Raw genomic sequence first — 19,397 nt, 5'->3', positions numbered from 1 at the left:
TCGGCGCCTGCACTCGGCGCTCGGCTACCGGCCACCCCTGGAGGTTCTCAACGAGGCCCTTTCAACCCCAGCGGCCGCATAGGCTGCACTCATAACACGGCTGTCCGGAATCACCGTGGCCCCTCAGTTCCCGCCGGTGAGGCGGCGGACTTCGCCGCCGTCGCTGAGCTCGCGAGCATGGAACACCCGCATGTCGTCCACCCACGCCAGGAGAACGTCCGTGTGGCCCCCTTCTGCCCAGGGGATTCGCGGTCACGGGTTGCTATGAAGACGGACCTTGCCCCAGCCGACCCGCACCCGCTGGTCGGCTTCCAGGGGTTGAGCGGCGTTCCCTCGCAATGCTTCTCGTCAGGAACCGAAGTTGGAGGTGGGGGCCGAGATGGGCCGCCTTGGGTCACGGGCGCGCTGTCCTTGTCCTCCTCGGGGAGCTCGAGAATTTAGGCGCCGTCCCGGTTCTGGTCGTGGTCCTTGACGAAGCCCAGGCGCAACTCGCTGGACCTGTCCCCATCCACGCTCACCGCCGTCGCCTTGCAGGCGTACGTGACGCGAGGTACTGCAAGGTCTAACGCAGCTTTCCGGGACCAGTGTGAGCCGGCATCTACCGGCCTGGCAGTCCTGCAAGCTTTCTGCGGCGGCCTGCCGCGCCCTGGTCAGTTCATCGATCTTGGTATCGATACGTCCACCACCGTCTCCAGTCGCCATCTCTCGCTGTCGCAGGTGGCCCCGCTTTGGTCATGTGTGTGGTGAGGGCGTCGATGACCTCGTCCAGGGTGAAGGCCAGTTCTTGCAGGGCCTTGGTCATCCGGATGCGTTCCACCGCCGCGGCACTGAAGACGCGATACCCGGAGGTCTGCGCGCGGCGACGGGCCGGATGCCGCGCCGCTCGCCGGAGCCGGAACGTTCGCCAGAGGGCCGGCGAGCTCGGGCGGCGTCCGGCGAATGAAGACCCCACGCCGCCCGAGCCGACAACACATGAACATCGCGCCTCCCACAGGCCGAAGGGGCGAGCCTGATGCCGAATGGCAGGATCAGGGCGCAAGTCGGCAGTCGATGTCCTCGTCGCGACGCCCGTACATAGCGAAGATTCTTCATGTCATTACTACGAGGAATCGGAGGGACTCATGAAGCGCATCTTCATGGCCACGATCGCGGCTGCGCTCCTGGCCGGCGGGGTCGCCGCGGCGGTCGCCACACCGGCGAGCGCGGACAGCGTGCGGATCACGGCGGGTGACACGCCCGACAACCGCGACATGTAGCGACACGCGACGCGTCGGCCACTCGGCCTTGCTCGCGTGGCCAAGCCGCTGCTCGACGTAGTCTCGGGATGACATTCGGGGCGGTGGTCTGTTCAGCGGTCACATTGGTGGACGTGGTGCGAGAATCGATCATCACCTGATGCTGTTTCTGCAGGGTAGGCGGTAAGTGTCTGCAGGAGCGGGTTCTGTGTCGTTGTGAGGAGCCGGACGCGGGCTTCGGCGAGGATGTTCAGCCCCATGTAGCGGCGGGCTACGGGCCCTTCGCCGGTCTGCTCGGCCGGCACCGCGCCGGATGATGGCACCCGGTCAGGGAAGACGCCGGCCACGTCGGTGCGGCGGCGGATCTGCTTGTTCAGCCTCTCTTGCGGGTGCTGGAGCGGATCTGCCGCCGAGGTCTCGGGGATGGCATGATCAGCTCGCCGGACCGAGGGGAAGAGCGAAGGCGGGTAAGCCCGTCACGGAGCGGAGTCCGACCAGCCGTGGAACACGTGGACCATGCTCGACTCGGCCCCGACGATCCGGTACGGCTCGGTGAAGTCGATGGGGGCCGCTTTCAGCGGCGCATGGCGGCCGACGGCGACGGAGATCTGCGCCCCGGAGATCGTGGGCTCGGCCGCCGCCGTCATCTGGTCGGCGTGGCCGTTCTCGCCGCTCTTCGCTGCCCACTCGATCGTCCACGCGCCCTTCCGGCCGGTGAGCGACAGGATGGCGGTCCTGCCGTCCTGCTCGACAGAGACGGCCCAGCGGCTGCTGCTGCTCCCCTCCGAGGGCGCGGCCGCGGGAATGGTGCCGGCGGTGAGGAACTCGATGGTCACGCCGTCCTGGCCGGCCTTCATCGCCGCGGCCAGAAGGTCGGCGTACGGCGGCGCCTCGCCCGCGTTCGGCCCACCCTCGGCGTCTCCGCGCGCGTCTTTTACGGCGGCGCTTCGCAAACCCGGTTCCGGCTCCGGCAGAGGGTGCGGGATGGAGCACTTCAGGTCGGCCCGTGTGGTCCGGTTCGGCTTGACCGAGGTCGTCGTCGAGCACGTCCCCTCGCCCAGGGTGGTTTGGAGGCGGTAACCGCCTGGGGGCAGGGGGAAGCGAAATCCGCGCCGATCCGCACGCTGACCGGCTACCCGCCTGCCCTTGTCGGTGAAGACTTCGACCAGCCCGGCCCGATAGCCGTCCAGGACCGAGCGGCCGGAAGAAGGGCCGCCGAGGTAGACGATGCCGCCGATGAGCGTGCCCGTGGCTGGAGCCGGGGCACGTGAGTCCGTGGACGCGTCAGGCTCCGTAGAAGACGTGCCGGACTGCGTGGACGTGTCCGGGGTTGCCGGCTTGTCTCGGAGTTCGTCATCCTTCGTGTGCGTCACGAGATCCGGCGACGGTTCCGCCGGGGCGGACGACGGAGTTCCGCCGATACGCACCCCGAGCGCCGATGAAGCTGGTGGATCGGTCTGAATGAGGCTCCAGGCCGCCGCGGCCGTGATCACCGCCGCGACGAGCCCGCCTCCCATGGCCAGCGCTCGGCGCCCGAGACGACGTGCAGCACGCGCCCCTGCGACCGGATCCCGGCTCAGCTCCTCGGCGCGAACCCAGCCTGCTCGGCCTGCCGGGCTCCGGCCCAGCCCGAGGACCGTCCCGCCATCGGCGGCGGCACGGCCGTTGACCGACGCGCCGCCGGCGGCTGCGGAGCTTCCCGTGGGCCGGCTCGGCGCTCCGCCGGCAGCAAGCGGAACCTTCCTTGTCGGCGCGCCCTCCCAGGAGCCGCTCGACACCGAGAGGGCTCTCGCCTCCCCATCCATGAGAGGACGTCCCGCGGCCAGGTCATCCACGAGCGCGTGGGCTGCCGTAGCCAGGGCAGCGGCGCTGGGCCACCGGTCGGCCGGGTCCTTGGCCAACGCGCGCAGGACGATCTCGCCCACGGCCGCCGGGACGTCTGCGGGCAGCGGCGCAGGCAGCTTGTTCAGGTGTTTGAGCGCGATCGCGATCGCGCTCTCACCGTCGAAGGGCACCCGCCCTGCCAGGCACTCGTACGCGACCACCCCGAGTGCGTACACATCCATGGCCGCACTGGGTGCGGCGCCCTCGGCCTGTTCGGGGGCACAGTAGGTGACGGTGCCCAGGACGATGCCCGTGGCGGTCAGTTTGCGGCCCTCCGTCGTCCTGGCGATGCCGAAATCTGTCAGCACGACCGTTCCGTCCGGCCGGATCAGGAGGTTGCCGGGCTTGACGTCCCGATGCACGACGCCGACCTCGTGCGCCGCTTGGAGCGCCTCGGCCGCCTGCGCGACGAGATCCATCGTCGCGCCCGCGGCGACCCGCCCTTTGCGAGACAGCAATCGGTGGAGTGGCTCGCCGCTGTGATACTGCATGACCAGGTACGGGGTGCGCCCGCCGTGCAGCTCGGCGATCCCGTAGTCGAATACGCTCACCACGCCGGGATGGTCGATGCTGGCCATAGAACGGGCTTCGGCATGGAACCGGGCCGCGAACCCGGGATCGCCGTCCAGTCCCGCCCTTACCGTTTTCACCGCCACGATCCGATCGAGCACCATGTCCCGAGCGCGCCAGACCTCGCCATGCCCGCCACTGCCAAGCCGTGACAGCAGATGATACCGCTCCGCCAGCACCGCATCTGGACTGATCATGTTCGTGTGACCCACCCTTGACTTCCGATGCCGAATCCCCGTTATTGATGACGTTCCGCGCGAGCAGTCGGTTCGGAGAGTTGTGGCATCCGGTCACATACTCAGGACTGTGGATTTACCGCGGGCAAGATCAGTCACCTATTTCGCATTCGGGGGGCCATCTCCGGCGTATGACCCCTGGAAGCGAACGGACGGCATGCCGTCGGGCCGGCTGCATTCCTTGCCGAACGGCGGGGAGAGCAAAAGTCTGCCGCGAGCCTGTCCGAAGAGCAAGCCTTGTCCTGAATGAACCTTACTGGACGGAAGCAACGCCCACGCCGCCAGGCACCGTGCGCCGTATCGGCACCGTCGGATCCGCAGCACCAGAGATATTATCTTGCCAAATTTCCCTGCGTTCGTGCCAATTTACTCGCCGGACTGTCCCGTCTGCTGGCAGAGATAATCCGAGCGTAGATCTCCAGAAGCTGATATGCAGGGGCTGATGACGTTTCGACGATCACGGCAGTTGCCTTTCTGGTCACGCTCGCCTATATCATCGTCGTGAGGATGAAGTCACTTGCCCGAACTTCCGTGGCAGAATCGCAGCGATTTCCTGGGCGGTGATCCTTCGGCGTCTCCGTCGGTTCGGCCAGGCTGAGATCGTCGGCGCCGCCCGCTATGGTCGCGATCATGGTGAGCCGTTTCCCGCTGGGGGAGCGCCACCCGGCCTGGAGGTGCACTCGTGAGCGCGTGGGACGACCTGCTCACACTCATCAAGGCCGGCGACGTGGGCGGCACGATCGGCATGGTCGACGCGCTGGACGCGGCCGAGCGCAAGGCGATCGCGGCCGTGCTGCCGAACTACCTGACTGCGCAGAGCCGCGCGCAGATCGTCTGGTGGGAGTGGCAGCCGCAGCTCTCACCCCTGCTGATCGCGGGTGTGGCATGCATGAGCGGCGCTTCGGCGGTGACCGGCTGGCTGATGCGGCGCGAGCTCCTCTCGAGCGATGACGCGGTCGAACTCGTGCTGGAGCTGCTGCGCAGGCGTCCCGTGGTCTGGCAGGCGGACGTGGCGGCGCGCATCGTGGGCCGGCTGCGTCACGCCGACCTGCGGCGGTGGGAGGTGGCCGCGGCGTTGGTCCGCGAGCTCGGCCTCGAACCCCCGGCGCATGAGCCGTTCATGACGGGCTGGCTGCGTCAGCTCCATCCGGACACCGCGGCAGGAGATCCGCTGTTCGCCGCGTACGGGCCTGGTCTGTTCGAGATCGACCGGTGGGACGGGGTCGAAACCTGGCGTGTGGTGGAGGGTGTCGTCCGCCTCATCGACGACGGTCTCCTGCAGCGCACAGTCGTCATCGACGGCGTCTTGGGACGGCTGTTGCGCGAGGGACCCGCGGCGCCGGTCGCGCTGGTGGACTTGCACAACCGGCTCGACCTCGACCTGGAGGAGGCGTCCGCGCGGGCCGGGGACTACGCCAGGCTTCTGCCCGTCGGGCCGATCGCGGTGGCCGACATGGCGCTGCGACAGCTTCGGCGGCTTGAGGAGGCAGGGCTGCTGGCGGAGGAGCTGTTCGCCGAGGTGCTGGAGGCGCTGGCGTTCCGGCCGGAGAACAAGCTGCTGCGCGCCGCCGTCTCCTGGGCCGGCGATGCTGTGCTGCGCGAGCCTCATCCGGTGGCCGGCGACGGTGATCCTCGCTCCACGACGGATTCATCGCCGCAGGTCAGGCCGGCCACGGAGCCGTACCCGCGAGCCGATGCCGCCGCAGGTCCATCGCGGCGGGTGGACGCGGCGTTGCGGGCCATGGCGCTCGTCTTCACGCATGACGCGCTGGCGCTGCAGGAACGCGCCGTGCGCCTGTCCGTGACGTTGACCGCGCGGGCCGGCGCCGAGGGACGCGAGGCGATCAGGGCCGCGGCGAGCGGGTTGCCCACCGAGCTCCGGGAGAAGATCGCGGCCGCGTACGGGGGCGGCGTCGTCGCCGACGAGGTGAGCGTCACGCCGCTGGCTGCGACGAGTGATCCGCGCCGGATGCCGCCACCCATCGCCTCGCCGGAAGAGCTCGCCCAGGCAGTGGCCGCGTTCCGCGCCTCGTCAGGCCTGTACGAGTTCGACCGCCTCCTGGCAGGTTTGACCGAATGGTCTGATCGAGACCCCGACGCGCTGCGGGCGGCGTTGCACCCGTGGTGGTATCCGTTCGACCCGCGCTTCTTCGGCCACGACGAGCACGAGAGGCGTGAAGACACCGTCGTGGCTCTGCGGCACGCCTTTCTGGCGTTCGCTTCCCCGCAGGACGGCAGGGCCCTGTCCGAGGACCCGCCCAAGCACAGCGCGTGGCCGACGAAGCCGAACCTGTTCGACCGGTTCGCCATACGCCGTGCCCTCGAGATCGCCACGCGGTTCGAAAACGGCGGCAGCTACCCCGTCCAGCTGGCCACGCCCACGGGGGGCTCTGGCCACATCGACGCCGGCGTCCTGCTCGACCGGCTCGAACGCCTCGAGATCGCCGGCGTGCGGGCGCTGCCTGGCGACCTCGCGCAAGCACTGCTGCGGCTGCCGCGTGAGATCTCCGGCATGGAGGTGCAGCGCGCCGGGCGGCTTGCGTCGGATGCGGGCCGTGCCTGCGCCGCCTGGATGCGTGGCGACAGGCTGGCCGAGCCGCAGGTGACCCTCTCCCTCCAGACCCGCAACAGGGACAACGACGCGCTGGAACTGCACGCCGCCATCACCCTGCCCGCCACACCCGCGGTGGCCGAGCCGGTGCTGGAGCCGATCCTCGGGCTGCTGGAGCCACAACCCGACGCCGTCTACACGCTGGAGCGGTGGCCGCTGGTCATGCCGTCGCATCGGGAGATCGTGGCCGCGCACCTGGCCTGCTGCCTGCCGCTCTGGATGGACAGCAGCGACGGACAAGTACAGGCTCTGGCGAGTCTGGCGCACGGCCAGGGCCCGCTCGGCGCTGGCATGGCGTACGCGCTGACGTGCGGCATGGGCCATGAGCGGGTCGCCGAGCGCGCGGCCGCCACCGACGCCCTGCTGACGCTGGCCGGGCGCGGAGAGGTGCCCGTAGCGGAGTTGGGGGAGGCGGTCACGGCATTGGTCACGGCTGATTTCGTCAAACTCAACCGGGTGGTCGCGGTGCTTGACGGCGCCACGCAGGCGGGCGCTCATGAGGTGATATGGGCGGTGATCGCACGGGTGCTGCCCGCTTTACTACCCAAGGACGGCGAACGGCCCCGCGCGGGCCTGGCCGACCTGCTGGCGGCGGGAGCGAGGGCGGCCAGGATCGCAGGGGTGCGCGCGGACCTGCCGGAGGTCGCGGCGATCGCCGCGCGGAAGGGATCGAGCAGGCTCGTGCAGGAGGCACGCCGCCTGCATCAGCTCCTCACCCGATAGCGGCACTCCCGCGCCGCGACGCGTGCAGCCACGACGGCGCACGTGAGCGCCAGCGTGCCACCGGTACGCGGCGCTCCTGGTCTTGCGATACGGCTGACGACCGTGCCGGGCAGGCGTCATGTGAGGCGCACGGAGGTCATGACGAGTGTCGCGTGGTGGCGGTCATACGGGATCCGCGCGAGAGCAGTTGCTGGACCGCCGCTTCGATGTCGTCTTCGCCTGGCACGATCTCACGTTCGAGTGCCTCGGCGTACGGGATGGGGGCACGAGCGCTGCCCAGGCGCATGGGCGGCTCCTCCAGCAGGTCCCAACACGATTCGGTCGCCGAGGCGGCGATCTCGGCGCCGAAGCCGAAGTCGCGCGGCGCCTCATGGACGACGAGCAGGCGGTGGGTCCGGGCGATTGAGGTGGTCACGGTTTCGAGGTCCAGTGGGTAGAGGGTACGCGGGTCGATCACCTCGATGCTGACGCCTCGTTCCGCCATGCGGTCGGCCACCGTCAGGGCCCGGTGCAGCATCAACTGGGTGGCGACGATGGTCAGGTGATCGCCGCGCCGGGCGATCCGCGCCCTGCCGAACGGGATCGGTGTGCGCTGCAGCGGTCCTTTGACGTTGTACAAGGCCTTGTGCTCGAGAAAGATGGTGGGATTCGGGCTCCGGATCGCCGTGATCAGCAGTCCGTAGGCGTCGTCCGGCGTGGCGGGCAGGGCGACCTCGAGGCCGGGAACGTGCGCGAAGATGGTCTCCAGCGACTGTGAGTGCTGGGCAGCCTTCCCGGTACCGGCCCCGCCGTTGGAACGCAGGACGAGAGGGACCTGGAACTGCCCGCCGAACATGTATCGGATCTTCGCGGCCTGGTTCACGATCGGGTCCATCGCGAGCAGGCTGAAGTCGGAGTACATGATCTCGACGACGGGGCGGCTTCCCCTGACCGCCGCTCCGACCGCCGCGGCCACGATGGCCTCCTCACTGATGGGGGTGTCGCGCACCCGGTGGGAGCCGTATTCGTCCCCGAGCCGCTTGGCGACCCCGTGGATCCCGCCACCTGTTCCCCATCGGGTCAGGTCCTCTCCCATAAGGAACACCCGCTCGTCTGCCGCCATGGCGTCGCGGAGCGCCACGTTGAGGGCTCGCCACATCGTCGTCTGCTGGGTCATCACATCCCTCCGTGCGGTCCATAGACGTCGGTGTAGGCAGAGGCGGGCGGCGGCGGCGCGGACGAGAGTGCGGCCTGCTCGGCGGCGTCGAGCCGCTCCTTGGTGGCTTGTTCGGCGGCCTGCTGCATGACGGGCGTGAGCAGGCGCCGTTCATTGAGCTGCGCGGCCAGCAGGGGGATCGGGTCGCGTTCACGCCATCGGGACACTTCGGCGCCGCCTCGGTAGATCTCGGTGTCTCCCACCATGTGCCCCAGGAATCGGTAGGTGTCCGCGACGATGAGGGACGGGCCCGCGCCGGAGCGAGCGCGTTCGACGGCGGCGTGGGCTACCTGGTGGACGGCGGTGACGTCCATTCCGTCGACGCGCGCGGAGGCGATGCCGTAGGCAGGCCCTCTGGCCGCGAGGTCAGGATTGACCACCATGTCCTGCAGCCGCGCGGACTGGGCGTACTGATTGTTCTCGCAGATGTAGACGACCGGCAGGGACCAGATGGCGGCGAGGTTGAGCGATTCATGAAAGATGCCCTGGTTGATCGCCCCGTCGCCGAAGAACGCCACGCTGACGCTGTCTTGTCCCATCTGCACGGAGGCCAGGGCGGCACCGGTGGCGATGCCGATGCTCGCTCCCACGATGCCGTTCGTGCCGAGGATGCCGAGATCGGCGGCGCCTGCGTGCATCGACCCGCCCTTGCCATGACTGTAGCCGTCCTGGCGGCCGAAGATCTCGGCGAGCAGGCGGCCAGGGTCGGCGCCCTTGGCCAGGCAGTGGGCATGGCCTCGGTGGGTGCTGGCGATGGTGTCGTGCGATTGCAGAGCGAGGGCGACGCCGACGGCCACCGCCTCCATGCCCACGGCGGGATGGGTGGAGCCGCGGATGAGCTTTTGCTGGGCGTATCCCTCTATCCGTGACTCGAACCCCCTGATGAGGAGCATGAGTTCGAGGGCCCGTACGCCCAGCCGCTCGTACGGGAAATCGCGGGGGGTGGCGGCGGACAGATCGAGCATGGTGGTTCCTCCAGGGCGTCGGCGAGGATGGCGAGGGTGGTCGTCGCGAGCGCGCCGTCATCGACGCGATGATCAGTCGCCGGCGTGAGCCGGCAAGTATGGGCGCAAGCGGATCGGCCGACCGCCAGAGGCCGTCGTGCTCCTGCCGGGAGTCGCACCCGGGTGGTGCTAGGCATCGGTGATCCTGGCGATGACAGTGTCCGGTCCGATCACCTTCCCAGCCTCGACCAGGCGCAGCAGCCTGCTGGTGGCGAGGGCGAGGACCTCGGTCAGCACCTTCGCTGTTTCGATCTCCGCGATGACGGCCCCGCCCTCAACGCGAGCCCCGTCGTCAACGAGCCATTGCGCGAGGTCACCTTCGCCTTCCTCTCCGAGCGCGTCCGCGCCGAGCGTGATATCGATGTCCATCAATGAACCATCCCTTTCAGCCGTCGGCCGTCCCCTGTGGCAGCCGGCTCACATGTCGATCTTCGTTCCGGACTCGCCCGAAGCCAGCAGGTCGTGATACGCCTTGTGCAGGTAGGAGAACACCGGGCCGGGGACACCTTCGCCGACGCGGCGGCCGTCCACGGCGATGACCGGCAGGATCCCGCCGGCGGTGCTGCAGAAGAACACCTCATCGGCGGTGTAGAGGTCGTACAGCTCGATGGTCTCGGCTCGCACGTCCAGGCCGTGCCCGCCGGCCATGTCCATGACCCACGCCCGGGTGATGCCTTCGAGGATGTCCTGCCAGGGAGTGCGGACCACGGTGCCGTGGACGGCGAAGACGTTGTAGCCGGGCGCCTCACAGACATGCCCGTTGATGTCCAGCAGCAGAGCCTCATCCGCGCCGGCTGCCGTGGCCTCGAGTTTGGCGAGCACCAGGTTCATGTAGTTCAGGCTCTTGATATGGGGGTCGAGCACTTGAGCCGGTGGCCGCCGCACAGCCGCGGTCTTGACTCGAAGCCCGTCGCGTACCCGTTCGGGGGAGGCCATGTAGAGGTATTCGCGGGCGAAGCAGATGACCCCCGGGACGCATCCCTCCGGATTCAGGAAGGGCTCGCCGTTGGCTCCCCGCGTCACGATGAGTTTGATGTAGGCGTTGCGCATCCGGTTACGCCGGACCGTCTGCACCACGATGTCGGCGAATTCCGCCTTGCTGTGCGGCGGCCGCAGGTTGATGGCCGCCAGGCTTCGAAAGAGCCTGTCGAGATGCGCGTCCAGATCGAAGACGACCGAGTTCCAGGCGACGGCCGTTTCGAAGACTCCGTCTCCGTACAGGACCGCGTGGTCCAGGACGCTGATCCGTGCCTGCGACTCCGGAACATAGTCGCCGTTGACGTAGATGATGCGTTCTGCGGCAAGGCCGCTCACTGTTGTCCTCCAGTGGTGCTTTGCGGATGGGTGTCTTTCAGCGGTCGAGCCGCGGTGGAGAAGTCCCGCGTCCGCGGGTTGGCAGGCTGGGCGAGCGCCTCGGCGGCCGGCCCTGCTTCGATGATCTGCCCGGCGTCCATGACGCCGATCCGATCGGGCGACCTGCCGGGCGAAGCCGATCTCGTGTGTGATGACGATCATGGTCATGCAGGGCACTGGTGGCCTCGTCGAAGAGCATCGCCTTGGGACGTATGGCCAGGGCGCGAACGATGGCGACCCGTTGTTGCTCGCCGCCGGAGAGATGCTGCGGGTAATGCATCACGCGATGGCGCAAGGCCGACGCGCTCCAGCAGTCGCATCGCCTCGGCCCGCGCGAGGTCGGGGTCGTCGCCGCGCACGTGAACCGGCCCTTCGACGACGTTCTGCAGGGCTGTCAGGTGCGGGAAGAGGTTGTAGCGCTGAAAGACCATCCAGAGCTCCGCGCGCAGGCTTCGCACCTGCGCCCCCGGTGCTTGCTCGTCGGCGTCGCCGTCTTTGCGGACCAGAACCCGGCCGTCGATGACGATCGCGCCACGCGTGAGCTTTTCCAGAGCGTTGATGCATCGCAGCAGGGTGGACTTGCCTGAGCCGCTCGGGCCGATGACCGCGACGACCTCACCCGCACCTCCGGTCAGGGTGACATCGTTGAGAACAGCGTGGCGGCCATAGTGCTTGACCACGTCGCGAACTTCGATCATCGTGACCTCGCTTGCGTCATGCCGCCGGGAGTGACGAGGCCGTTCGCCGAGGCTTTGGTGGAGCCTCCGGGGTGGGAGACACGCCGGGACTGACGTTGAGCATGCTTCGCCTCGAAGGGGGTACGTCGTGCGTGAAGCGTGAGCGTCCGATCAGCCGGGGGAGTCGCAGCAGTTGGGGAACGGCTCGAACCTCTCGGCGGGGCTCATGCTCCACTTGCTGAAGATCTTGTGCAGCGCCCGTCCTGCATGAGCTGGCGATGGGTGTCATCGAAGGCGTGGCGAAGAGCATCGTCCTCTTTGCGGAACGCCGCGCCGACCGCGTAGTCGCCGATCGGCATCTTGTAGTTCAGGATCTGCAGCGGCGGGGGCGCGCTGTTCGTTTTGAGCATGTAGCCGGCGACCATGTCGTCGAAAAACTCCGGGGTTCAGGCGGCTGGCGCTCAGGTCGGCGACGATCTCGGGGATGTTCTTGTACGCCTTGACCGTGATGCTGCTGTCTTTTCTTGGTCAGGTTCTTGAGGTAGCCGAGCTGGATCATGCCGAGATAGGAACCGATGGCATCACCGGCGAAGTTCTCCCAGGCTTGTACACCGGCGGGCGCCTTCGGGACGACCAGTGCCTGCCCGGCCCGGTGGGTGTGAGCGGAGAAGCGCACCTGCTGTGACCGTTTGACGGTGATGGCGATGTTGTCGCTGATCAGGTCACAGCGTTTGGCCGTGAGGGCGGGGATGATGCCGGAGGTCGGAACCTCGTGCATCTCGAACTTCGGAATGTCCGGACGGTCAGCGAGGACCTTGATCATGCCGTAGTCGGTGCCGGCGAGCCGGCCGGTCTTCGGGTCGCGGTAGAAGGAGGGCACGTCGTCGGAGGAGCACACCACGAGTTCCCCCGCAGCGCGTACCCGGGTGAGGGAGCCGTCGCTGCCTGCTTCTGCCGGCGCTCTCGTCGTGGAAGCGCAGGCGGTCACGGTGATCAGCAATCCTGGCTTCATTGCCCGTACTCCTTACGTCTGATGCATGAGTCCACAGTGCCCATCGGTCTGGTCAACTGTCAATGGTTAACCAATGACCAATGCGTTAGCATGGCGCCGTGACTCTAGATAAGGAAGCTGCGACAGTGACTGCGCCCACACTCGGCCTCGAACTCGATCACATCGTCCTGGTTGCTCAGGACGTCGAGCGCACCGTGGCGTTCTACACCGACATCCTGGGGGGCACCCCTCATCGGCTCGCGGAGTGGCGTTCCGGCTCAGCTCTCTATCCTTCGGTGCTGTTCGGGCCCTGGAAGATCAACATTCACCCGGCCGAGACGCCCGCCGCGCCCCGAGCCGTCTCGCCTCGGGCCGGGGCGGCAGACTTCTGCTTGCGATTTCCGCGGCCTGTCGCCGAAGCGATCGAGCTGCTCACCAACGCGAACGTGCCCATCGTGCACGGACCGGCGAAGGAGGAGTGCGCCCGCGAGTGGCGCACCAGCGTCTACTTCCGCGATCCGGACGGATGCCTGGTCGAGTTCGCCTGCGAACTGGAGGAGGGGCCGTGAATGACGGCTCCCGGATCACCTTCGCCGGACTCGGCGGAGAGGTGACCGACCGCCTGCGCGAGGACATCTTGGCCGGCCGCTACAAGGACGGCGATCACCTGACCGAGCGCGATCTGGCCGAGAGGTTCGGTCTCAGCCGCGGCCCCATCCGCGATGCGCTCCGGCAACTGCAGGGTGAGGGACTCGTTCAACTCATCCCACGTCGCGGCGCCCGCGTCGCCACGCTGTCCAAGATCGACGCGGCCCAGGTCATCGAGATCAGGCAGGCGCTGGAGCCGGTGGCCGTCCGCTTCCTTCTGGCCCATGGGGACCCCGGACGCCTCGCCGCTTTGAACGACATCCTGCGTCAGATGCAGAAGGCCGCCGAGGACAACGACTGGGCCGCTCTGGTCACCATCGACATGGACTTCCACGAGACCGTCTATCGGCTGGCCGGCAGCCCCCTGCTCATGCGGACATGGGAGAGCCTCCGCGTCCCCCTCCTGCAGACTTTCCGCATGCACCGGCAGTTCTACGAATCAGGCGCGCACGTCTACCAGACCCACCGGCACTTCTTCGACGCGCTCGCGTCCGGCGACCTCAGCCGAGCCGAGCAAGCCGCCCGTGAACACGTCGTCGATTTGCGTGATGACCTGCTAGAACACCTGGACCACCACGCCGAGCCAAGGTAGAGGCCGCCCGGGATCCTGCCGCCCCGAAACGCCACATCATCATCGGTCGGCAGCTACGTGGACGGGCCGCTGATTCGGGCTCGCTGACGGGCTTGGCCCATCCGTCGCTGGGAGTCTTGGTCAGCGCGGCGCTGATGGGTGTCGCTTCCCTGGTGCTGACGGCCTCGCCCGTCGCAGATCCCCCATTCTCAAGAGGACTCCAGCAGGACAAGGTGTCGAGCGTTTCCAAGCCCTCCTCGGGCAAGCGAGCGAAGGCCCGGGGGCGTCTGCTCGCGGGCATCGCTGACCTGTGCCAGCCCGTTCTGGTGAGCGCCGGCGTGGGCAGTGCCTGGGCTCGCTGAGCCTCCTCATGGTCGCGTTCGCCGAGCGGCACGCGCAGATCGCCGCGGTCGCCTGGGTCGAAGCCGCGCCGGCTGCCGGTGGTCTGGCCTATGGCGCCGTGTCGTGGCGGCTGAAGCTGGAGCGCCGACTGCCGTAGCTGGCCGCGGCATTGGCGCTTCCCCGCGAGGAGGCCGCCCGGACCCATTCCCTGATCGGCACTGCTACGGGCCTTGGCGCCGCCGGACAGCCCGGGTCTTCGCCACCCTGGCCGTTTGCCTGCACGAGGCCGAGGTTCGGCTGGAGGCCGAACGGGACTGATCGACGCGACTGCCAGCGGCAACGCTGGAAAGAATGGCCTGCCCGAGCAAGGAACTGCATTCCGGCTCGCTCATGCCGGGCCCCTCTGCGCGGCACCCGACCATAACCCGTGCATAAACCGCCGACTCGACTGGCAGTCAAGCGGCGATTTATGGCAAAAGAAGAGCTGTCATCAAGCCGAGGGGCCGCATACGATTGCCGCGATCATCCAACATATGAAGTTCATATCGCTCGACGTCGCCGGACCCTTCTCGCGCAAGGGTCAAGCAGCTCCTCAAGGGCGCGTCGAACCCTGGAGACCCACGCTGCCACGGACCATGGCCGTGAGTGGCCCACGAAGCTCGCCCGAAACGCCAACGGCGCGTTGTCGTTGCAGCCCGGCTTCCTCCGTTGGCACCTGTTTCGGCTATAACCCCCAGAGGCCCCATCGGGTGAATGTGACGGGACAGTATGGCTTCCTGACGTAGCTCGCGGCACACGGCGACCGGTCAAGGCGAGCCTCACCGCGGCCTCCGCCAAGTCCTTCCACCTCCACTCCTGGAACAGGTCTTCCAACGCTCGCCGCCACAAGGAGAGATTGATGAGGACACGACGCCGCATCCGGGCACAGGCTCTCGCTGCGTTGCTCTGCAGCGGGCTGGTGGTCTCCGGCACGGGACCGCCGGCCGCTGTCGGCGTCATGGGGAACGCCGCAGGAGCAGCGAAGCAGGTCACCTCCGGGCCGGGATCGCCGGGTACCCAGACAGACCCTCCCCGGGCGCTGGATGTCCTGGATCAGCGCGACCTTCAGCCCTCCGGAACGTTTTCGTGGCGGACGACCGCGCGTAACGTTCACGCTTACGTCCTCGGTGACAAGATCGCCACGACGCACACCACGTTCGGCGGCCGGGCCGTCAACGGACCCGACTTCACCGGCAACCCCTCGTGCTCCCCCTACGACAACTGGGGTACCGGCCTGGCCAGCGCCGTGGGCGGCACCCGGCACGGAGTGGCTAAGGAGGTGCAGATCGTCGGGGTGCGCGTTATGGCGTGCGCGGTCACCACCACCCCGCAACGCCTCATTCAGGGCCTGGACTGGGTGAGCGCGAACGCCGTCAGACCAGCGGTGGCCGTCCTGAACGTCACGGTCGGCGCCGATCCCGCCGTGGACGCGGCCGCCCTTCGCCTCATCCACAGCGGCGTCACGCTGGTCACCGACTCCGGTACGGTCGACCTGACCGGCGACCAGGACTCGACCAAGGTGTCACCCGCCCGGCTCCCCGAAGCCATCACCGTCGGACGGTCCTGGGGCGCCATCATCGAGTCGAGCGTCACCCGCACCGGCCCCAACGTCGACCTCTTCGCATGGTTCTCCACCATGGCCGTCGGCGGCGGCAGCGACGAATACGCCCCCACACTCAACTCAGTCGGTCTGGCCGCCGGAGCCGCTGCACTCATCCTGTCCGAACAACCGGCCTGGATCCCCGCCCAAGTCCACCGAGCCCTGGTGGACAACGCCACACCCGGGCTGATCCGCAACCCACCACGCGACACCCCGAATTTGATGCTGCACGTGGGCCTGGCCGGGTCCTGATGCTCCCGGCGTCCGCCCTGCGCGGCCGCATCTCCCTTCGCCGTACGTGAAGCCTCTCCACGGCCGGGGCCCGCACGATCCTCATGGCCGCCTGCCGCCAGGGCCTCTCAGCGGCACAAGCACCCAGCAGCACGTCCGTCGACTCCGATCGGAGGAACCACCGTGACAACCCTTACCCGTCAGCGCTTATCCCGCGTCGTTGCGATCCTCGCGGCGCTGACCACCGCCCTCCTCCTCGCCCCGCGCAGTGCGCACGCCCAGCAGGCCGATGACGACGCGACATTCGCCGCGCCGCCGTTCCAGCTTCCCGTGCCCTGCGGCGAGCGATGGACGACCTCCACCCACAGCGGGCACGCCAGCCAATTCATGGTCGACATGATCTCGGTCAGCGGCGCGACGTGGGGTACCCCAGCCCTGGCCTCCGCTGCCGGCACCGTGGTGACGTCGACCTTCTTCAGCGATGCGGGCAACACCATCGTCGTCGATCACGGAGGCGGCTGGGTGACGCGCTACCTTCACCTGGCGAGCCGGGCGGTGGGGGTCGGCGCCACAGTGAGCCAGGGCCAGCAGATCGGCGCCGTCGGGAACACCGGTAGCGCCACGACCGGCGCGCACCTGCACTTTGAACAGCGGCTGAACGGCGCCGTCGTGCAGGCGGCGGTCAACGGGCACGCCATTCCCGTGACCTGGTCGTACAACCAGAACTTCGAGACCAGCAACAACTGCGGTGGCGGGGGCAGTCCCGGCCGCTACTGGGTGGACACCTTCGCCGACGCCCCCGGACATGCCACTCCGGGCGGCGCCCGGACCGGGACGCTGCTGCAGGGCACCAACTATGTTTACTGCCGCGCCTGGGGACCCCTCGTGCAGGTCGGCAGCGACTACAACCATTGGTGGCTGAAGACCGACCTGGACTCGGGCAACCCGTGGCAGAACCAGTGGGTGTCGGCCTACTACCTGTCACGCTGGGGCAACGACCAGGCCAAGGACAACAACGGCAACGACATCCCCGACTGCACGTGAGGCGTCTCGCTGGACTCCGGTGACCGCCGGAGTCCAGCGGCGGACACCGCCGCGCCGAGCAGGACCGCACCTAGATCGCATGAGAACGCACGGTCGCTTCCTCCCAGGGCGACCGGGTCCCTCACTTCACAGACACCGTCCTCCGGTTGAGGAGTTTCGATGAATCCACGTCGTGCCCGCGCCTCCGCGTCGCTCGCCGTTTTCCTTGTCCTGGCCATTCCCCTTGGTGTCGGCCCGGCGCGGGCCGTAGCGGAACCCTCCCTGTCGGAGGCGTTCGCACGCGCCGGCGCCGCCTACGACGTGCCGGGCGATGTACTGGCCGCGCTCGCCTACTCCCAGACGCACCTCGACGGCCATGACGGGCAGCCCAGCGCCTCCGGTGGTTACGGCATCATGCATCTGGTCAGCAACCCGGTCGCCCGAAGCCTGGAAAGGGCCGCCGAGCTCACCGGCGAGCCGGCGGCGACGCTGCGCAAGGACGACAGCGCGAACGTCCTGGGCGGCGCAGCGTTGCTGCGCTCGTACGGCGACGAGGTGGGGTTGAGCGCGGCCGCGCGCAAGGATCCCGCAGCGTGGTATCCAGCGGTGGCCGCCTACGCCCAGGCGAGCTCAGCAGAGGTGGCCCGGCTGTTCGCCGACGGCGTGTACGAGGTGCTCGGCAGGGGCGTGCGGGCCAAAGCCGCCTCAGGGGAGGCGGTCGTGATCGCGCCGAGGCCCATCCGTCCGCGACGCGGAGACTACGAGAAGGTGCCCGATCTGCAGGGTGACCTCGGCACCGCCGCGGCGGACTATCCGTCCGCGCACTGGGTGCCGGCATCGAGCAACAGTTACAGCGTGGCGAACAGACCGGCCAGCTCCGCGATCGACCGGATCGTCATCCACGTGGCCCAGGGCTACTACGCCGGCACGATTTCCTGGTTCCAGAACCCCAACAGAACCCCGAACCAGCTGGTGTCCTCGCATTACGTCGTGCGGTCGTCGGACGGTGACGTCACCCAGATGGTCCGCGAGAAGGACATCGCCTTCCACGTCTACACCTGGAACAGCAGATCGGTCGGCATCGAGCACGAAGGATTCGTGTCAGATGCGACCTGGTTCACCGACGCGATGTACCGCTCCTCGGCGGCGCTCACGCGCGACATCGCCGACCGGTACGGCATCCCGAAGGATCGGACCCACATCGTGGCGCACAGTGAAGTTCCGGGCAACGACCACACGGACCCCGGACCCTACTGGGACTGGAACCGGTACATGCAGTACGTCACCGGCGGAACCGGCCCGGCCCCGGGTAAGTACTGGGTGGACACCTTCGCGGACGCCCCCGGACATGCCACTCCGGGCGGCGCCCGGACCGGGACGCTGCTGCGGGGCACCAACTATGTCTACTGCCGCACCTGGGGACCGATCGTGCAGTCGGGAAGCTCGTTCAACCATTGGTGGCTGAAGACCGACCTGGACTCGGGCAGCCCGTGGCAGAACCAGTGGGTGTCGGCCTACTACCTGTCACGCTGGGGCAACGACCAGGCCAAGGACAACAACGGCAACGACATCCCCGACTGCACGTGACCCGTCTCAGCGGCCCTCGTCCGGGCGACGTCCTTACTCCAGCGCCCGGCGCAGCACCGCCACCAGAGCCGCACGTGACGGCGCCCCCTCCAGGCGGCCCTGCTCGCCGCTGTACATCCGGCAGTTCGGGACGGGCCTTGGGGTGGGCGTGCCGGCTGATCTGGTAGGGCATTGCAGCGCCCACGGCGCGGCCGCCCGGGCGGACCTCGATCTCCTGCAGGTCGAAGGGGTCGAAGACCAGCTCGACCTTGTGGTCGGCCAGGGCGGGGTCGACCTGGTAGCGGCGGCGTCTCGATGAGAAACTGCTCACGCACGGTGCGGAAGAACCGTTCGATCTTCCACGGCCCTGCGGGCGGCCAGGACGCGAGGGCACCAGGCGGATGCCCAAGGCGGCGCAGGCGCGCAGCAGCCAGGTGTCGACGAACGCGCTGCCGTTATCGACATAGATCGCCGAAGGGACGCCGCGGGAGGCCGGCGCCGGATGCAGCGCGGCGGCCAGGCGCACCACATCCTCGATCAGCCCGAACCGGGCGCCGACCACGGCCCGGCTGTGATCATCCAGGAAACAGAACAAGTACGTCTCCATCGGTGTCGTCCACAAGACCCTCGCAGACGCCAAGGATTCATAGGCTGCCCTGGCAACCACCCGGATCGGAACGGCGAGTGGCGGTAAGCCGCGTCCCGACGCCTCGCTAACGCCACTGACCGTTCCATTGCTGCTCTACCCCGTGGCCACCTACCGCACCCCGTTCTGGCGATCCGCGGGCCTGGCGGGAGGGGCGATCAGCTGGATCGGCCCGCTGCGGGAGATCCACGACATGTCCGGGCCGGACGGCACGCCGGCCGCCCTGCGCTGCGGCGAGTTCCTGGTGGCCGG

General features: G+C 68.3%; 16 protein-coding genes and 3 pseudogenes. 8 read left to right on the top strand and 11 right to left on the bottom strand.

The window, feature by feature from the left end; genetic code table 11:
• Positions 1-655 precede the first annotated feature (655 nt).
• Complete coding sequence (locus ETD85_RS67745; protein ID WP_379507234.1) at positions 656-952, bottom strand: MerR family transcriptional regulator; 297 nt, start codon at positions 950-952, stop codon at positions 656-658.
• A gap of 169 nt (positions 953-1,121) precedes the next feature.
• On the opposite strand from ETD85_RS67745, the gene ETD85_RS67075 reads away from it, so the two are divergent.
• Positions 1,122-1,256 (top strand): hypothetical protein, encoded by a 135-nt coding sequence (locus ETD85_RS67075; RefSeq protein ID WP_276617361.1) that lies wholly within the window; start codon positions 1,122-1,124, stop codon positions 1,254-1,256.
• A gap of 92 nt (positions 1,257-1,348) precedes the next feature.
• Here ETD85_RS67075 and ETD85_RS66315 read toward each other — a convergent pair.
• Positions 1,349-1,627 (bottom strand): annotated as a pseudogene (locus tag ETD85_RS66315) (hypothetical protein); the annotation flags it as partial.
• 84 nt (positions 1,628-1,711) lie between these two features.
• Entirely contained in the window at positions 1,712-3,886 is a 2,175-nt protein-coding gene (locus ETD85_RS65105) for a serine/threonine-protein kinase (protein ID WP_206059310.1), read from the bottom strand.
• A gap of 721 nt (positions 3,887-4,607) precedes the next feature.
• On the opposite strand from ETD85_RS65105, the gene ETD85_RS46670 reads away from it, so the two are divergent.
• Positions 4,608-7,259: a DUF7825 domain-containing protein gene (locus ETD85_RS46670; RefSeq protein WP_138696290.1), complete on the top strand. Its 2,652-nt coding sequence runs from the start codon at positions 4,608-4,610 to the stop codon at positions 7,257-7,259.
• A gap of 136 nt (positions 7,260-7,395) precedes the next feature.
• On the opposite strand, the gene ETD85_RS46665 is transcribed toward ETD85_RS46670, so the two are convergent.
• The 7 genes and pseudogenes from ETD85_RS46665 to ETD85_RS46635 form a co-directional block, all read right to left on the bottom strand.
• Positions 7,396-8,397 (bottom strand): alpha-ketoacid dehydrogenase subunit beta, encoded by a 1,002-nt coding sequence (locus tag ETD85_RS46665; protein ID WP_276617362.1) that lies wholly within the window; start codon positions 8,395-8,397, stop codon positions 7,396-7,398.
• A gap of 17 nt (positions 8,398-8,414) precedes the next feature.
• Positions 8,415-9,419, bottom strand: coding sequence for a thiamine pyrophosphate-dependent dehydrogenase E1 component subunit alpha (locus tag ETD85_RS46660; protein WP_138696288.1), 1,005 nt, complete (start codon positions 9,417-9,419; stop codon positions 8,415-8,417).
• Between the two features lie 168 nt (positions 9,420-9,587).
• On the bottom strand, positions 9,588-9,827 hold the full coding sequence (locus ETD85_RS46655; protein ID WP_138696287.1) for a biotin/lipoyl-containing protein: 240 nt from the start codon (positions 9,825-9,827) through the stop codon (positions 9,588-9,590).
• Between the two features lie 48 nt (positions 9,828-9,875).
• Entirely contained in the window at positions 9,876-10,772 is an 897-nt protein-coding gene (locus ETD85_RS46650; RefSeq protein WP_138696286.1) for an aminotransferase class IV, read from the bottom strand.
• The gene (locus ETD85_RS67930; protein WP_240779876.1) at positions 10,769-10,912 is read right to left on the bottom strand and encodes a hypothetical protein; all 144 of its coding nucleotides are present in this window, start codon (positions 10,910-10,912) and stop codon (positions 10,769-10,771) included. The genes ETD85_RS46650 and ETD85_RS67930 overlap by 4 nt, the downstream gene beginning before the upstream one ends.
• 134 nt (positions 10,913-11,046) lie before the next feature.
• Positions 11,047-11,509 (bottom strand): annotated as a pseudogene (locus ETD85_RS67925) (ATP-binding cassette domain-containing protein); the annotation flags it as partial.
• A 346-nt stretch (positions 11,510-11,855) separates the two neighbouring features.
• Positions 11,856-12,500 carry a substrate-binding periplasmic protein gene (locus ETD85_RS46635; protein ID WP_138696284.1) on the bottom strand — a complete coding sequence of 215 codons (645 nt, stop codon included), beginning with the start codon at positions 12,498-12,500 and terminating at the stop codon, positions 11,856-11,858.
• Between the two features lie 125 nt (positions 12,501-12,625).
• On the opposite strand from ETD85_RS46635, the gene ETD85_RS46630 reads away from it, so the two are divergent.
• The 6 genes from ETD85_RS46630 to ETD85_RS46610 all read left to right on the top strand — a co-directional run bounded on the left by ETD85_RS46630 (position 12,626) and on the right by ETD85_RS46610 (position 18,520).
• Positions 12,626-13,048 (top strand): VOC family protein, encoded by a 423-nt coding sequence (locus ETD85_RS46630; RefSeq protein ID WP_170247211.1) that lies wholly within the window; start codon positions 12,626-12,628, stop codon positions 13,046-13,048.
• Complete coding sequence (locus ETD85_RS46625) at positions 13,045-13,719, top strand: GntR family transcriptional regulator (RefSeq protein ID WP_170247210.1); 675 nt, start codon at positions 13,045-13,047, stop codon at positions 13,717-13,719. Before ETD85_RS46630 ends, ETD85_RS46625 begins: the two co-directional genes overlap by 4 nt.
• A 349-nt stretch (positions 13,720-14,068) precedes the next feature.
• Complete coding sequence (locus tag ETD85_RS67070; protein ID WP_276617359.1) at positions 14,069-14,197, top strand: hypothetical protein; 129 nt, start codon at positions 14,069-14,071, stop codon at positions 14,195-14,197.
• A gap of 741 nt (positions 14,198-14,938) precedes the next feature.
• Positions 14,939-15,931, top strand: a complete 993-nt coding sequence (locus ETD85_RS46620; protein ID WP_138696281.1) for a S8 family serine peptidase — start codon at positions 14,939-14,941, stop codon at positions 15,929-15,931.
• Between the two features lie 162 nt (positions 15,932-16,093).
• The gene (locus tag ETD85_RS46615; protein WP_206059309.1) at positions 16,094-16,954 is read left to right on the top strand and encodes a M23 family metallopeptidase; all 861 of its coding nucleotides are present in this window, start codon (positions 16,094-16,096) and stop codon (positions 16,952-16,954) included.
• A 159-nt stretch (positions 16,955-17,113) separates the two neighbouring features.
• The gene (locus ETD85_RS46610) at positions 17,114-18,520 is read left to right on the top strand and encodes an N-acetylmuramoyl-L-alanine amidase (RefSeq protein ID WP_138696280.1); all 1,407 of its coding nucleotides are present in this window, start codon (positions 17,114-17,116) and stop codon (positions 18,518-18,520) included.
• 361 nt (positions 18,521-18,881) lie between these two features.
• Here the strand turns inward: ETD85_RS46610 and ETD85_RS67735 are convergent.
• Positions 18,882-19,106, bottom strand: a pseudogene (locus ETD85_RS67735) (integrase catalytic domain-containing protein); the annotation flags it as partial.
• Positions 19,107-19,397 lie beyond the last annotated feature (291 nt).

This window comes from Nonomuraea zeae, from assembly GCF_005889725.1.
GTDB lineage: Bacteria > Actinomycetota > Actinomycetes > Streptosporangiales > Streptosporangiaceae > Nonomuraea > Nonomuraea zeae.
Note: the sequence above shows the minus strand (reverse complement) of the source record. Positions and strands in the feature narration are given on the sequence as shown.

Bases quoted from the DNA above. Each gene is read 5' to 3' on its own strand.
- ETD85_RS46620 (WP_138696281.1), top strand. From the start codon at position 14,939: ATGAGGACACGACGCCGCATCCGGGCACAGGCTCTCGCTGCGTTGCTC.
- ETD85_RS46635 (WP_138696284.1), bottom strand. From the start codon at position 12,500: ATGAAGCCAGGATTGCTGATCACCGTGACCGCCTGCGCTTCCACGACG.
- ETD85_RS46610 (WP_138696280.1), top strand. From the start codon at position 17,114: ATGAATCCACGTCGTGCCCGCGCCTCCGCGTCGCTCGCCGTTTTCCTT.
- ETD85_RS46655 (WP_138696287.1), bottom strand. From the start codon at position 9,827: ATGGACATCGATATCACGCTCGGCGCGGACGCGCTCGGAGAGGAAGGC.
- ETD85_RS46660 (WP_138696288.1), bottom strand. From the start codon at position 9,419: ATGCTCGATCTGTCCGCCGCCACCCCCCGCGATTTCCCGTACGAGCGG.
- ETD85_RS65105 (WP_206059310.1), bottom strand. From the start codon at position 3,886: ATGATCAGTCCAGATGCGGTGCTGGCGGAGCGGTATCATCTGCTGTCA.
- ETD85_RS67930 (WP_240779876.1), bottom strand. From the start codon at position 10,912: ATGGACGCCGGGCAGATCATCGAAGCAGGGCCGGCCGCCGAGGCGCTC.
- ETD85_RS67070 (WP_276617359.1), top strand. From the start codon at position 14,069: ATGGTCGCGTTCGCCGAGCGGCACGCGCAGATCGCCGCGGTCGCCTGG.
- ETD85_RS46665 (WP_276617362.1), bottom strand. From the start codon at position 8,397: ATGTGGCGAGCCCTCAACGTGGCGCTCCGCGACGCCATGGCGGCAGAC.
- ETD85_RS67075 (WP_276617361.1), top strand. From the start codon at position 1,122: ATGAAGCGCATCTTCATGGCCACGATCGCGGCTGCGCTCCTGGCCGGC.